Origin of the sequence: Tenacibaculum adriaticum (assembly GCF_008124875.1) — a bacterium.
Lineage (GTDB): Bacteria > Bacteroidota > Bacteroidia > Flavobacteriales > Flavobacteriaceae > Polaribacter > Polaribacter adriaticus.
In genome coordinates, this window is record NZ_VNIA01000002.1 from 554,110 (window position 1) to 569,388 (window position 15,279).

At 32.5% G+C, this 15,279-nt stretch carries 12 protein-coding genes and 1 riboswitch; of the genes, 11 read left to right on the plus strand and 1 reads right to left on the minus strand.

Translation table 11 applies throughout. The annotated features are described in order from the left end of the window. Positions 1-35 precede the first annotated feature (35 nt). The 11 genes from C7447_RS07980 (at position 36) to C7447_RS08030 (ending at position 13,793) form a co-directional block, all read left to right on the plus strand. Entirely contained in the window at positions 36-1,079 is a 1,044-nt protein-coding gene (locus C7447_RS07980; protein ID WP_148869983.1) for a WD40/YVTN/BNR-like repeat-containing protein, read from the plus strand. Between the two features lie 76 nt (positions 1,080-1,155). Next, positions 1,156-4,107 (plus strand): amidohydrolase family protein, encoded by a 2,952-nt coding sequence (locus C7447_RS07985; RefSeq protein WP_148869984.1) that lies wholly within the window; start codon positions 1,156-1,158, stop codon positions 4,105-4,107. A gap of 19 nt (positions 4,108-4,126) precedes the next feature. Continuing rightward, positions 4,127-5,425 carry an amidohydrolase family protein gene (locus C7447_RS07990; RefSeq protein WP_148869985.1) on the plus strand — a complete coding sequence of 433 codons (1,299 nt, stop codon included), beginning with the start codon at positions 4,127-4,129 and terminating at the stop codon, positions 5,423-5,425. Between the two features lie 72 nt (positions 5,426-5,497). Beyond that, positions 5,498-6,295 carry a TrmH family RNA methyltransferase gene (locus C7447_RS07995; protein ID WP_148869986.1) on the plus strand — a complete coding sequence of 266 codons (798 nt, stop codon included), beginning with the start codon at positions 5,498-5,500 and terminating at the stop codon, positions 6,293-6,295. A gap of 161 nt (positions 6,296-6,456) precedes the next feature. Continuing rightward, positions 6,457-6,549, plus strand: a riboswitch (TPP riboswitch). Positions 6,550-6,622: 73 nt separating this feature from the next. Then, a complete protein-coding gene (gene thiM, locus C7447_RS08000; RefSeq protein WP_148869987.1) occupies positions 6,623-7,423 on the plus strand; it encodes a hydroxyethylthiazole kinase in 801 nt (266 codons plus the stop codon). Next, positions 7,416-8,048 carry a thiamine phosphate synthase gene (thiE, locus tag C7447_RS08005; RefSeq protein ID WP_148869988.1) on the plus strand — a complete coding sequence of 211 codons (633 nt, stop codon included), beginning with the start codon at positions 7,416-7,418 and terminating at the stop codon, positions 8,046-8,048. The genes thiM and thiE overlap by 8 nt, the downstream gene beginning before the upstream one ends. Next, complete coding sequence (gene thiD, locus C7447_RS08010) at positions 8,045-8,884, plus strand: bifunctional hydroxymethylpyrimidine kinase/phosphomethylpyrimidine kinase (protein ID WP_148869989.1); 840 nt, start codon at positions 8,045-8,047, stop codon at positions 8,882-8,884. Before thiE ends, thiD begins: the two co-directional genes overlap by 4 nt. Next, positions 8,871-9,518: a thiaminase II gene (tenA, locus tag C7447_RS08015; RefSeq protein ID WP_148869990.1), complete on the plus strand. Its 648-nt coding sequence runs from the start codon at positions 8,871-8,873 to the stop codon at positions 9,516-9,518. The genes thiD and tenA overlap by 14 nt, the downstream gene beginning before the upstream one ends. Before the next feature lie 235 nt (positions 9,519-9,753). Beyond that, positions 9,754-11,970, plus strand: coding sequence for a RelA/SpoT family protein (locus tag C7447_RS08020; RefSeq protein WP_148869991.1), 2,217 nt, complete (start codon positions 9,754-9,756; stop codon positions 11,968-11,970). Between the two features lie 72 nt (positions 11,971-12,042). Then, entirely contained in the window at positions 12,043-12,492 is a 450-nt protein-coding gene (locus C7447_RS08025; protein ID WP_148869992.1) for a Fur family transcriptional regulator, read from the plus strand. Between the two features lie 29 nt (positions 12,493-12,521). After that, the gene (locus tag C7447_RS08030) at positions 12,522-13,793 is read left to right on the plus strand and encodes an adenylosuccinate synthase (RefSeq protein ID WP_148869993.1); all 1,272 of its coding nucleotides are present in this window, start codon (positions 12,522-12,524) and stop codon (positions 13,791-13,793) included. 35 nt (positions 13,794-13,828) lie between these two features. Here the strand turns inward: C7447_RS08030 and C7447_RS08035 are convergent, their stop codons facing one another. Beyond that, positions 13,829-15,259 (minus strand): pyridoxal phosphate-dependent decarboxylase family protein, encoded by a 1,431-nt coding sequence (locus C7447_RS08035; protein WP_148869994.1) that lies wholly within the window; start codon positions 15,257-15,259, stop codon positions 13,829-13,831. Between the last annotated feature and the right edge of the window lie 20 nt (positions 15,260-15,279).

Below are 15,279 nucleotides of genomic sequence, written 5' to 3' on the forward strand. Positions count from 1 at the left end.
ATAGTTACTTTAGACTACTAAAATATGAAAAACCAATGAAACATTTCCTTTTATTTATTTCCTTCGGAATTTTGCTTACATCCTGTAAAAATGAGTACAAGCCTAGAGTAATTAATAATATCACCATACAGGAATTTACAATAGATAGCACAAGTATTAGAGCTATTGAAGTAATTGATAAAAACTCGATGTACTATGCAGGCTCAAAAGGAGATATTGGTTTTACTTCGGATGCTGGTAAAAACTGGAAAATAAAAAATATTCATTTTCAAGATACTATAATTCCTCATTTTAGAAGCATTACGAAAAGTGGAGAAAATATTTTTGCCCTATCTGTTGGAAATCCAGCTTTATTATATAAAATTTCAGATAAAAAAATTGATTTAGTATATACTGAAGAGCATGAAAAAGCTTTTTACGATGCTATGAAATTCTTTGCCGATGATAAATATGGTATTGCTGTTGGTGATCCTACGGATCAATGTCCTTCTATTATTTTAACTTCAGATAGAGGAAACACTTGGACAAAAATTCCATGCGATAAATTACCAATATTTGAAAATGGTGAAGCCTTTTTTGCTGCGAGTAACACCAATATAAAAATCATTAACAATACGGTTTGGATTGTTTCTGGCGGAAAAAAAGCACGCATGTTAAAATCTACAGATAAAGGCCAAACTTGGAGTATTTATAATACTCCAATCGTTCAAGGAAATGGCCCTCAAGGAATTTATTCTGTTGATTTTTTTGATGAAAACAATGGGATAGTAATCGGTGGAGATTACTCTAAACCGGAAGACAATTGTAAAAACAAAGCCATAACTTCTGATGGTGGTAAAACTTGGGAAATTGTTTCAGACAACAATAACCCAAATTATAAAAGTTGTGTACAATATGTTCCAAACACCAACGGAAAGGAAGTTTTTGCTGTTGGTAAAACAGGAGTTTCTTTTTCTAATGATGGTGGAAATACCTGGAAAGAAGTATCTAAAGACAGTTATTATACCATTAAGTTTGTTGACAAAAACACAGCTTGGTTAGCAGGACACGAAAAAATTGGGAAGTTATTACTTAACTAACTCTTAAACTTATGTTAAAGAAACCGTTAATCCACTATTATTAAATATTTTTAATGATTAATTCAATTATACTACAATGAAAAAAATACTAATACTCCTCTTTTTTAGCGTATCAGTAATCTATTCGCAAGAATATTTCCCAACAAATACAGGAGTAAAAACCTCAAAAAACACCTCTGTTGCATTTACCAATGCTACCATTTATGTTACTGCTACTAACATTATAAAAAAAGGAACACTACTTATAAAAGATGGTAAAGTTGTTAGTATAGGTAAACGTATTTCAATTCCTAATGACGCTGAAGTGGTTGATTTGAAAGATAAAACCATATACCCTTCTTTTATCGATATATACAATTCTTTTGGTATTCAATCACCAAAAAGAGAACAAAATTCAAGTCGTCGTCCACAATACGATGCTAGTAGAAAAGGATATTATTGGAACGATCATATTCGTCCAGATGTTAATGCAGCTACGGAGTTTTCATTCGACAACAAAAAAGCAAAAGAGCTTTTAGAAGCTGGTTTCGGGGTCGTAAACACACATGTGGAAGATGGAATTATGCAGGGAAATGGAATTTTAGTTGCACTAAATCCCAATTCTTCAGACGGCTATAGAATTTTAGATAAAAAATCTGGTAATTATTTATCATTCAACAAAAGTAAAAAATCCAATCAGTCCTACCCTACATCTCGTATGGGTGCAATGGCTTTATTACGTCAAACTTACATGGATGCTGATTGGTATGCTAACGGGAATGCAAAAAACACCGATTTAGCATTAGAAGCTTTGAATAAAAACAAAACCTTACCTCAAATTTTTAATACAGGTAACTATTTAGATGCCTTACGTGCAGATAAAGTTGGAGATGAATTCGGAATTCAATACACTATTTTAGGAGGTGGTAATGAATACGAACGCATTGAGGAAATAAAAAACACCAATGCAAAATTTATACTTCCTGTTAATTTTAGAAAAGCATACGATGTTAGCGATCAATTTTTAGCAGATAAAATTTCATTACACGATATGAGACAATGGAATCAAGAGCCTTCTAATCCTTCTATTTTAGCAAAAAACGGAATCACTTTCGCATTCACTACACGCGATTTAAAATCAACTAAAGATTTTAATAAAAACATCCAAAAGGCTATTAAACATGGTTTGGATAAAACCAAAGCTTTAGAAGCACTTACTACGATTCCTGCTCAAATAATAGGTAAATCTAATGTTGGAAACTTAAATGTTGGAAGTTATGCCAACTTCCTAATCACTTCCGGAGACATTTTTGATAGCAAAACAACTATTTACGAAAACTGGACACAAGGTGATCAAAATGTAATAAACTCTAAAGATATTAAAGATTTAACAGGAGATTATATGGTTGCGGTTAATGGGAAAACGTACGATTTAACCATTTCTGGTAAAGGTGATAAACAAAAAGGAAGTGTCAAATTCGGTGAAAAGAAATTAAAATCTGACTTTTCATTTAAAGACGACTGGGTACAATTAACAATTAACGATAATGATCAATTCTTACGTTTAGCAGGAAAAATTATCAATGCCTCAAACGCAATGCAAGGTGCAGGTAAAGACAATTTGGGTAATGATATTAGTTGGTCTGCTTCTAAAAAAGTTAAAAAATCTGATGACAAGAAAAAAGATGATAAAAAGTCTAATGATAAAAAACTAGTCATACAACCTGTAAGTTATCCTAACATTGGGTATGGTAATTATACAAAACCTCAAAAACAAACTATATTAATCAAAAATGCAACAGTTTGGACGAGTGAAAATAATCAGGTTTTAAAAAATACAGATGTTTTATTAAAAGATGGTAAAATTTCACAAATCGGCAAAAACTTATCTACAAGAGGTGCTACAGTTATTGATGGAACAGATAAATATCTAACTGCAGGTATTATAGATGAACATTCTCATATTGCAACTTCTGCCGTAAATGAAGCGGGTCATAACTCAACAGCAGAAGTTACTATTGAAGATGTAGTAAATCCCGATGATATTAATATCTACAGAAATTTGGCTGGAGGTGTAACTTCGATTCAAATTTTACACGGATCTGCCAATCCTATTGGTGGTCGTTCAGCAATCATCAAACTAAAATGGGGAGAAAATGCTGACAATTTAATTTACAAAAACTCTCCAAAGTTTATCAAATTTGCGTTGGGTGAAAACGTAAAACAATCTAATTGGGGAGATAGTAATACCATTCGTTTTCCACAAACTCGTATGGGTGTTGAGCAAGTATATACCGATTACTTCCAACGTGCTAAAGAATATGATGCCTTAAAGAAAAGTGGTAAATCGTACCGAAAAGATTTAGAATTAGAAGCTTTAGCAGAAATTATTAACAAAGAACGTTTTATTTCTTGTCACTCTTATGTGCAGTCGGAAATTAACATGTTGATGAAAGTCGCTGAAAAATTTAATTTTAATATTAATACATTCACACACATTTTAGAAGGCTATAAGGTCGCTGATAAAATGAAGCAACACGGTGTTGGTGGTTCTACTTTCTCAGATTGGTGGGCTTATAAATATGAAGTAAACGACGCAATCCCTTATAATGCTGCCATTATGCATAATCAAGGAATTACGGTTGCTATTAATTCTGATGATGCTGAAATGTCTCGTAGATTAAACCAAGAAGCCGCAAAAACCATGAAATATGGAGATTTAACTGAACAAGAAGCTTGGAGAATGGTAACTATTAATCCTGCCAAATTATTACATATTGATGATAGAACTGGTAGTATTAAAACTGGAAAAGATGCAGATATAGTAGTTTGGAGTGGAAATCCGCTGTCTATCTATTCTAAAGCAGAAAAAACAATCATTGACGGAGCTATTTATTTTGATATTGAAAAAGAACGACAAAAAAGAAAAGAAATAAAAGCTGAACGAGCGAAATTGATTGAAATGATGTTACAAGAAAAATTAGGCGGTGCTGAAACACAAGCACCCACTAAAAAAGAACATAAATTATTTCACTGTGACACCGAATAAGAACTCAAAATTTACAACAATGAAAAAACAATTTTTATATAGCTTGGTTTGTTTCTTATTCTTAGGAAATAGTTTTGCACAGCAAACACCAGCACCCAAACAAACAAACGATTACACTATTGAAGGAGGAACTGCACATTTAGGAAATGGACAAGTGATCGAAAATTCACTTATTATGTTTTCTAATGGAAAAATTTCCTTTGTTGGAAATGCGAATATGAAAATTGCACGAAAAGGAACCGTTATAAACGCAAAAGGAAAACATGTCTATCCTGGTTTTATTGCTACAAACACCTCTCTTGGTTTAGCTGAAATTGACGCCGTACGTGCTACTCGCGATTTTGATGAAGTAGGTACAATGCTTCCTCACATTCGTAGTATTATAGCTTACAATACAGAAAGTAAAGTAATTGAAAGTATGAGACCAAACGGAGTCTTTACGGCACAAATTACGCCTCGTGGTGGTACCGTTTCGGGGACTTCTTCTGTTGTTCAGTTTGATGCTTGGAACTGGGAAGATGCTGCTGTAAAATTAGACGATGGTATTCATATTAATTGGCCTAATACTTTTTCTCGAGGACGTTGGTGGTTAGGAGAAGATCCTGGTTTAAAACCTAATAAAAAATACGCAGAAGAAGTAACAGCAATTAAAGAGTATTTTGAGGATGCAAAACGTTATTTATCAGGAAATAGAACTCCGAAGAATTTACCCTACGAATCAGTTCAAAACTTATTCAATAAAAGTCAAAAAATATTTATTCATGTTAATGGTAAAAAATCGATTATAGATGCAATCGATTTATTTAAATCAGTAGGTATTACTAATATGGTTATCGTTCATGGGGAAGAAGCTGAAAAGGTTGCAACTATTTTAAAAGCCAATAATATTCCTGTAATTATAGAGCGTGCACATCGTTTACCAAGTAATGAAGATGAAGATTACGATTTGCCTTTTCGAAATGCTAAAATTTTAACCGATGCAGGTATTTTAGTTGGTTTAGGTATGGAAGGTGATATGGAGCGTATGTCTGCTCGTAATTTACCTTTTTACGCTGGTACCTATGCCGCTTATGGATTAGATAAAGAAGAAGCTTTAAAGTTAATCACTCTAAATAATGCCAAAATATTAGGGATTGATGATAAAGTAGGTGCTTTAGAAGTTGGTAAAGACGCTACGCTATTTATATCGGAAGGAGATGCCTTAGATATGCGAACCAATAAACTTACTGATGCATTTATTCAAGGTAGAAAACTGAGTTTAGAAACACATCAAACAAAACTTTGGAAACGATATTCCAATAAATACAAAAATCAATAAGTCTAAAAAGCTCGGGAAATTCCCGGGCTTTTTTATTTTTAGCACTTTAAAATTAGGTATTTTTGCTGAAATATGAAAAAAATCACCAGCATTCAAAACGGATATATCAAAGACTTGTTAAAACTACAAGAGAAATCAAGAGAACGTAGAAAAACAAGCCTTTTTTTAGTAGAAGGACAACGTGAAATTTCACTAATTTTAAAAGGAAATTATGAAATTGACACAATTTTATTTGTTGCTGATATTTTTGCTGAAGATGAATTGCAAAGCTTAATACCGAAGGCCGTTTCTCGTATTGAGATTACCAAAGAAGTGTATCAAAAACTAGCCTATCGCGATTCTACTGAAGGCATTATTGCGGTCGTAAAAGCTAAAGATTTTTCCTTAAAAAACATTCAATTTTCAACAAAAAGCCCCTTAGTTTTGGTGATGGAAGGTATCGAAAAACCAGGAAACATTGGTGCTATGTTACGTACTGCAGACGCCGCCAAAATAGATGCTGTATTTATTGCAGATGCGAAATCAGATATGTACAATCCAAATATTATACGTTCTAGTGTAGGCTGCATATTTACCAATCAAATTGCTGTAGGTACATCTGAAGAAATTATTGAATTTTTACAAGCTAACAAGATTAATATTTATAGTGCTACTTTACAAAACTCTAACGAATACCATAAAGAAGATTATACAAAACCTACTGCTATTGTTGTAGGTACTGAAGCTACTGGATTATCACCAATTTGGAGAGAAAAAGCTACACAAAACATAAACATACCCATGCAAGGTGAAATAGATTCTATGAATGTTTCAGTAGCATGTGCTATCGTGGTTTTTGAAGCTAAAAGGCAACGTGATTTTAAAATCTAATTTACACATAAAGTAGATAATCTAAACTAAAACATACTACTTATTATCAATAAAAAGACTCTCTTCTACTCTAAATAAATTTCATCCTCCAAAATATAGATTGAATATTAAGTTAATCCTTTTAAATATGCCTTCTTTAAATTTATTTTTCTATATATTTACAACGGCTTTAGGGGTATTCTGAAAAGAATTGAGACAGTCCCTTTGAACCTGATTCGGTTAACACCGGCGTAGGGAAAAGCAAGCAAAATACTTTTTGTGTGTTTTGCTGTGACTTTATATTTCAAAGAAATCTTCTTTAGCCATTAATTTTTAATAAAATATTTAATGGAAAAAATTCTTTGGAATCACGTTCAAACCGTAAAACAAACTTTTCCCCTAGTTCATAACATTACAAATTTTGTAGTGATGAACAACACTGCTAATGCTTTACTTGCTGTCGGCGCTTCGCCCATAATGGCACACGCTCATTCTGAAATAGAAGAAATGGTAAAACTCTGCCAATCTTTTGTTATTAATATTGGAACTTTAGACGAGTATTGGGTTACCTCAATGAAACTTGTTGCTCAAAAGGCTCATCAATTAAAAAAACCTTGGATTTTAGATCCTGTGGGTGCTGGTGCGACCACTTTTCGTAATGAAACTTTATCTGAACTATTAAACTACAAGCCAACAATTATTCGTGGAAATGCCTCCGAAATACTGGCTCTTGCCAAAGCTAATAGTACGATTACTAAAGGAGTAGATAGTACTGCTCAAAGTGAAGCTGCTCTTGACGCAGCTAAGTTTATACAGCAAAAATATAATACAATAGTCTGTATTTCTGGAGCAACAGATTTTATTGTATCAGAAAACCAAATCATTTCCATAGATAATGGTAATTCTTTAATGACCAAAGTTACTGGTTTAGGTTGCTCTTCAACAGCGGTTATAGGGGCTTTTATTGCTGCCATTGAAAATAAATTGGAAGCTGTTGTTGCTGCAAATTCGTTGTTTAGTGTCTGTGGAGAATTGGCCGCTGAAAATAGTTCTGGACCAGGAAGCCTCCAAGTAAACCTTTTAGATAAACTATATAATATTACGGAAGCTGAATTCGTGAAGCATTTAAAAATGAAACATAATGCCTAAACATCCTCTATTTCCCTATCAATTATATTTGGTTGTTTCAGAAGCAAGTTGCAAAAACAAAAACTATTTAGAAGTTGCTGAACAAGCCATTCTGGGTGGTGTGGATATTATTCAACTAAGGGAAAAAGATATTTCAACGAAAGCTTATTTTGAGAAAGCATATCGAATAAAAGAGATTACGGACAACTATAATATCCCTTTAATCATAAATGATAATTTAGAAGTAGCCTCAAAGATTAATGCTTTTGGAATTCACGTGGGCAATAATGATATATCACCTACCGAAATTCGTAGGCAATGGAAAGAATGCCAATGCTTGGGTTATTCAATTGAATATATAGAACAATTACAAAACAAAGAAACTGAAGTATCTGATTACTTAGGTATCAGTCCTATTTTTAACACCACTACCAAAACAGATACTGTAACCGAATGGGGCGTTAATGGTATAAAAAAAATCAGAGACCTTACTCGTAAACCTTTGGTTGCAATTGGTAATATAAAAATAGACAATTCAGAAATTGTTACAAAAGCTGGAGCTAATTGCATTGCAGTAGTTTCTTCCATTTGTTCTTCTGAAAATCCACAAAAAGCAGCGTACGAACTCAAAAAAAAATTAAAATGATTGTAAAGAACTACACATATCCTACAGTATTAACTATTGCCGGATTTGACGGAAGCGGTGGTGCAGGAATTCAAGCTGATATCAAAACTTTTTCAGCTTTGGGATGTTTTGCTACCTCAGTTTTAACAGCATTACCTGTCCAAAGTACTCAAGGTGTAAGAAATATTTTTCCTATTCCTCCTCTTGCTGTTAAAGAACAAATAGAAGCTATTTTGGATGATATATTTCCTGATGCTATAAAAATAGGAATGGTACACTCCAATGAAATGGTAGAAACTATTGTTACTACGTTATTACAATACCCAAAAACAAATATTGTTTTTGATCCTGTTATGGTAGCTACAAGTGGTCATAAATTAATAGAAGATCAAACTATCACTAAAATTATTGAGCAATTATTCCCTGTTGTAAAAATCATAACACCTAATATGGATGAAGCTAGCATATTAGCTCAAATGGAAATCAATACTTTAGACGATATGTATATCGCTGGAGAAAAGATTTTAAAATTAGGTTGTAAGTCTCTTTTACTAAAAGGCGGCCATTTAGATTTACCTATTATTACTTCTCTTTATTTTGATAGTGAAGGAAAAGTACATCCTTTTGAATTTACAAAATTTAACACTAATAACACCCATGGTTCCGGTTGTACTTTGTCTTCCGCCATTGCTAGCTATTTAGCTCAAGGCAAAGACTTATTAGAAGCTGTTTCATTAGGACAAACATTCGTCCATCAGGCTATTGAAAATGGGAAAAACGTTTTAATAGGAAAAGGAAACGGTCCTCTCAATCACTTTTTTAATCCACAAAAACTTATCAAAAATGACTTGGTCTAAACAAACTTGGAAAAAAATAAACCCTATTTATCAATCTATTATTGAAATGCCATTTATCACTGAATTAATGAATGGAACCTTACCAATGGAAAAATTTCAATTTTATATGATGCAAGATGCGGGGTATCTCGAACATTTCGGAAAAGCTTTAGCTTTAATAGCTGCTAAGACTACAGATGTAAACGACTCTCTGTCTTTTATTCGTTTTGCGGAGACAGCAATTGTAGTTGAAAGTGCATTGCACGAAGTGTATTTCAAAGATTTTGGCATAAGAGATAAAGGTAAAATGGAGCCTGCTTGTCATCATTATGTTCACTATGTAAAATGTAATGCTGCACTAGCACCTATTGAAGTAGCAATAGCAACAGTATTACCCTGTTTTTGGATATATAAGAAAGTCGGTGAATACATTTTTAAAAATCAAAAATCAAAAAATAACCCTTATCAAAAATGGATTGATACCTATGCAGGTGAAGAGTTTGAAATAAGTGTACAAAAAGCTATTGAGATATGTGATCGTGTTGCTGAAAATTCTACAAAAGCAAACAGACAAGCAATGACAGAAGCTTTTATTACCGCCTCCCATTTAGAATTTAATTTTTGGGATGCTGCTTATAAAATGAAAAAATGGTGAATCTAAAATAGAAACCACTGATTTATCTCAAATTTTGAAGAAAATAGGTAATACCAGTTTAAATTTTAGCTGAAGACTAAAATATTTTTTTATTTAATTAGACATAATTCTGTAAAAAAATCAATAATTTTTACCTTTAATAATAAAACTTTACTATACATACAAAAAACTTGCTCATTACAATTCTTTATAGTAATTTCACTATTATACTGGTTTTAAAAAGAGGGATTGTTACATGGAGTATACAGCTACGATAGAAGAAGAAAATAAGGAGATTGCAAATCGTTATAAAGATTTGCTGAAAGGATCGTATCAAACGTTGTCTGAAGACGATAAAAAAATGATACGTAAGGCTTTTGAAGTCGCTGTAGAGGCACATTCCGATCAGCGAAGAAAAACAGGTGAGCCTTATATTTTTCATCCTATCGCTGTTGCTAAAATTGTTGCCTATGAAATTGGTCTGGGGGCAACCTCTATTGCTGCGGCTCTTTTACACGATGTTGTTGAAGATACTCATTACACTATCGACGATATGGAACGCTTGTTTGGTGAAACCGTAGCTAGAATTGTTAGTGGACTTACCAAAATATCTAACTTAAAAAAGGAGCAGGATTACTCTATACAAGCGGAAAACTTCCGTAAAATGTTATTAACACTTAATGACGATGTTCGTGTAATTCTAATCAAAATTGCAGATAGATTACACAATATGCAAACGATGGATGCTATGCCTCCACACAAACAAGTAAAAATAGCATCAGAAACATTATACATTTACGCACCACTCGCTCATCGTTTGGGCTTATACAACATCAAAACCGAATTAGAAGACTTGGGCTTAAAATACACTGAGCCTGATGTTTATAACGATATTTTACTTAAAATAAAAGAAAGTAAAGAAGAACAACAAAAATATATAGACAGCTTTACAGGCACTTTAAAAAAAGCACTCGATAGTGAAGATTTTAAATACGAAATTAAAGGTCGTTTTAAATCAATCTTTTCCATCCGAAGAAAAATGCGAAAGCAAAATGTTTCTTTTGATGAAGTCTATGATAAATTTGCTATTCGTATTATTTACGAACCAACATCTGAAGATGAAAAATTTGATGCTTGGAAAATATATTCAATTGTTACCGATTTCTTTAAACCCAACCCTGCACGTCTTCGCGATTGGATTTCACAGCCGAAATCAACAGGATATGAAGCGTTACACATTACTGTAATTGGTCCGGAAGCTAAATGGGTAGAAGTGCAAATTCGTTCTCAAAGAATGGACGAAATTGCTGAAAAAGGATATGCCGCACATTTTAAATACAAACAAGGAAATGTTCAAGAAAGCGGTCTAGAAAGCTGGTTGAACCGACTTAAAGAAACATTAGAAAATCATAGTTTAGACGCTGTTGATTTTGTTGAAGATTTTAAACTAAATTTATATGCCAAAGAAATATATGTCTTCACTCCTAAAGGAGATTTAAAATCTTTACCTAAAGGTGCTTCTGCTTTAGACTTTGCTTTTGCTGTACACACCGATGTTGGTTTAAAATGTCGTGGTGCAAAAGTTAACGGAAAATTGGTTCCTCTGAGTTATGAACTTAAAAGTGGGGATCAGGTTGATGTTTTAACATCTGCAATTAATAAACCTAATGTGCGCTGGCTTGATTTTGTAATTACGGCTCGTGCGAGAGCTAAAATTAAATCTGCATTAAAAGCAGAAGAAAAAAGTATAGCCGAAGAAGGTAAAGCTATTTTAGCACGAAAATTACGTCATTTAAAAATTAATTATGACGAAAAAATAGTACACGAAATTGCCGCTTATTTTAATCTTAAAACAAGTTTTGATTTGTTTTACAGAATGGGTAATGGCGCTATAGACAATACTCAGCTCAAAGAGTTTGTTAACCAACGTAGTAGTACTTTAATGAATTTTTTTAGAAACCCTTTCCGAAAAAATTCATCAAAAGGTATTACCGATAAGGAAGAAATAACAAACAAATACGATGCTTTAGTTTTTGGTAAAGAGGAAGAAAAATTAGACTATTCTCTTGCGCAATGTTGTAAACCAATAGCTGGTGATGCCGTTTTTGGGTTCATTACTGTTAATGATGGTATTAAAGTACACAAAACCAACTGTCCAAACGCTATTTCTTTACAATCTAACTACGCTTACCGAATAATTAAAGCAAAGTGGATAGATTCTACAAAACAAGAATTTTCTGTTATTTTACATTTAAATGGAGTTGATAATAAAGGAATTGTTAACAATATCACTAAAATCATTTCTAGTAATATGGATGTTTTTATCAACAGTATCAATATCTCTGGAGATGACGGTATTTTTGATGGAAAACTTTCTTTAACTATCAAAAACATCACTCAACTTAACAAGATTATCAATAAAATTAAAAAAGTAGAAGGAATCTTAACAGTAGAACGTGTTAACACTTTCTAACATCATTTTTTTTAAAGCTTTTTTTATTGATAAATAACCGTAAATTTGCTTGTTCGCAAAAATTAAAAAAAAATGAGTAGTTCTGTTGAAAATCAAGAAATCGTAAAAAAAGTTTTTACTGCTTTTTTAGAAGAAAAAAAACACCGTAAAACACCAGAGCGTTACGCTATTTTACAGGAAATTTACGATGCAGAAGAGCATTTTGATATAGAATCTTTGTATATTAAAATGAAAAATAAAAACTACCGCGTTAGTAGAGCTACCTTATACAACACTATTGATTTACTATTAGACTGTGGTTTGGTACGTAAGCATCAATTTGATGGACAATCTATGGCTCGTTATGAGAAAAGTTACTTCGATAAAAACCACGATCATGTTATTTTAACTGACACAGGTGAAGTAAAAGAATTTTGCGATCCTCGAATTCAAATTATCAAAAAAACAATTGAAGATGTTTTTGATATTGACATTCAAAACCACTCTCTATATTTTTACGGAACAAAACGAAACACTAAATAACACAACACAAACACTTAACAATACACTAAATGGCAGTAGATTTATTACTCGGCTTGCAATGGGGCGATGAAGGGAAAGGAAAAATCGTTGATGTACTCACCAGAAATTACGATATTATAGCACGCTTTCAAGGTGGACCAAATGCGGGTCATACTTTGATTTTCGATGGCACAAAACACGTATTACATACAATTCCTTCAGGAATTTTTCATAAAACAGCGTTAAACGTTGTAGGAAATGGAGTCGTTATTGACCCTGTTATCTTTAAAAAAGAGTTAGAAAATTTAGATAAGCATAATATTGATTATACCTCTAATTTATTAATTTCTAGAAAAGCTCACTTAATTTTACCAACACATCGTTTATTAGATGCTGCTTCAGAAACTTCTAAAGGAAAAGCAAAAATAGGTTCTACTTTAAAAGGAATTGGCCCTACTTATATGGACAAAACAGGTAGAAACGGAATGCGTGTAGGAGATTTAGAATTAGATAACTGGAAAGAGAGATATGACAGTTTAACAGAAAAACATTTAAAAATGTTAAATTTCTTTGATGTTCAGATCGACTACGATTTAAAAGAATTAGAAGCTGAATTTTTAAATGGTGTAAAAAAATTGAAAACATTACAATTTATAGACTCTGAAGAATTCTTAAACAGTGCCATTAAAGAAGGAAAATCTATCTTAGCTGAAGGAGCGCAAGGTTCTTTATTAGATATTGATTTTGGAACGTATCCTTTTGTTACCTCTTCCAACACAACTGCTGCAGGTGCTTGTACAGGTTTAGGTATTGCTCCTAACAGGATTGGTGACGTTTTCGGTATTTTCAAAGCATACACAACACGTGTAGGATCAGGACCATTTCCAACAGAATTATTTGACGAAGATGGAGCTACAATGGCGAAAGTTGGTCATGAATTTGGAGCTACCACAGGTCGTCCTCGTAGATGTGGATGGTTAGATTTAGTTGCGTTAAAATATGCTGTTGATGTAAATGGTGTTACACAATTAATGATGATGAAAGGAGATGTTCTTTCTGGTTTTAACACCTTAAAAATATGTACTTCTTATAATTATAAAGGAGAAGAAATTTCTCATTTACCATATAATATAGAACCAGAAAATGTTTCGGTAAACTATACAGAGTTTAAAGGTTGGAAAGACGACTTAACAAAAATGACCTCTGCGAATGAGTTACCACAAAATTTAATGGACTATGTCGCTTTTATAGAAAAAGAAACTGGCGTGCCTGTTAAAATCGTTTCGGTAGGTCCAGATAGAAAACAAACTATTTTGCGATAAAAATAAAAAAGGAGCTTTTAAAAGCTCCTTTTTTATTACTTACTTTTTAGAATTTCTTGACCGTATGTTTCACATTGATGTAATGTTTCTAACACATCATTCATAGATGTTTTAGGATTTATTAAACACATACGAAGAACTACTTGTTTATTAAGAATTGTTGTAACCAATACTGCTTTTTTTGATTGCATTACTCTTTCAGAAATCTGCTGATTAATCGCATCAATTTCTTTTTCGGATAGGTTCCCTCCTATTGGGTTGTATCTAAAATTAATTACTGCTAAAGTTGCCGGAGAAACCACTTCCCATTCTCTACTCTTTCTTAAATGTTGTTCAACATCCTCGGTTAATTGAATATTATAAGTAACAGCTTCTTTAAACGTTTTTAATCCATAGGTTTTAATAGACATATAAAACTTTAAAGCTCTAAACCTTCTAGTTAATTGGATACCATAATCGTAAAAATTAATTTCAGACTCATTTCCTTCTATATCTCTTAAATACTCTGGTTTTTCGCTAAATGTATTACTTAACCAAGAAGCATCTTTTACTAATAAACACCCTATTTCATAAGGCTGATAAAACCATTTATGAGGATCTACTGTTAAAGAATCTGCACGATCTATGCCTCGTAAAGCACGAGCTCCTTTTTTAGATAATATAGCAGCACCTCCGTAAGCTCCATCAATATGAAACCACATATTTTCATCTTCACAAATATCAGCAATATCATGTAAAGGATCTACAGTTCCAGTATTTGTTGTTCCTGCCGAGGCTATAAAACAAAAGGGCTGTAAACCCTCTAATTTATCTTTAGCAATGGCGTTCTTTAGCTTATTAATTCCAATTTTAAATTCAAAATCCGTAGGTATAATTCTTATTTGTTCTTTTCTAAATCCTAAAACACGAATCGCTTTAATATTTGACGAATGTGCTTGGTCTGATAAATAAATTACCGCTTTCGAAAAATCATCGCCACATTTAATTCTACGTGCTGTTACTAATGCAGTTAAATTTGCCATAGAACCTCCACTTGTAAAAATACCTCCTCCTTGTTTTACAGGAAAATTATACATTTTTAAGAGCCAATTCATGGTTACAATTTCTAATTCTGCAGCTGCCGGAGAAACAATCCATCCTCCAGAAAAAATATTAAACCCAGTCGCCAGCGAATCCGTCATCGTGCTTATAAAATTACTGGGACCTGGTACAAAAGAATAAAATTTAGGATGTGAAGTTACATTACTATTAGGAATTACGTTTTTCATCACAAAATCTAATACTTCATTTGCAGAAGTAGGTTCTTCTGGGGCTTCTTGCAAAAAAATAGTATCCATTTCTTTTCTAGTTGCTGAAGCTACTGGATTTTTATTTTCCATCGCTGCCCAATGTTCTGCTATTAAATCAACGATTTTATAACCGTACGATTTCATTTCTTCTAGCGATAAATCAAAATGGCCTTTCATATATTGTTTTTCTTAACTTT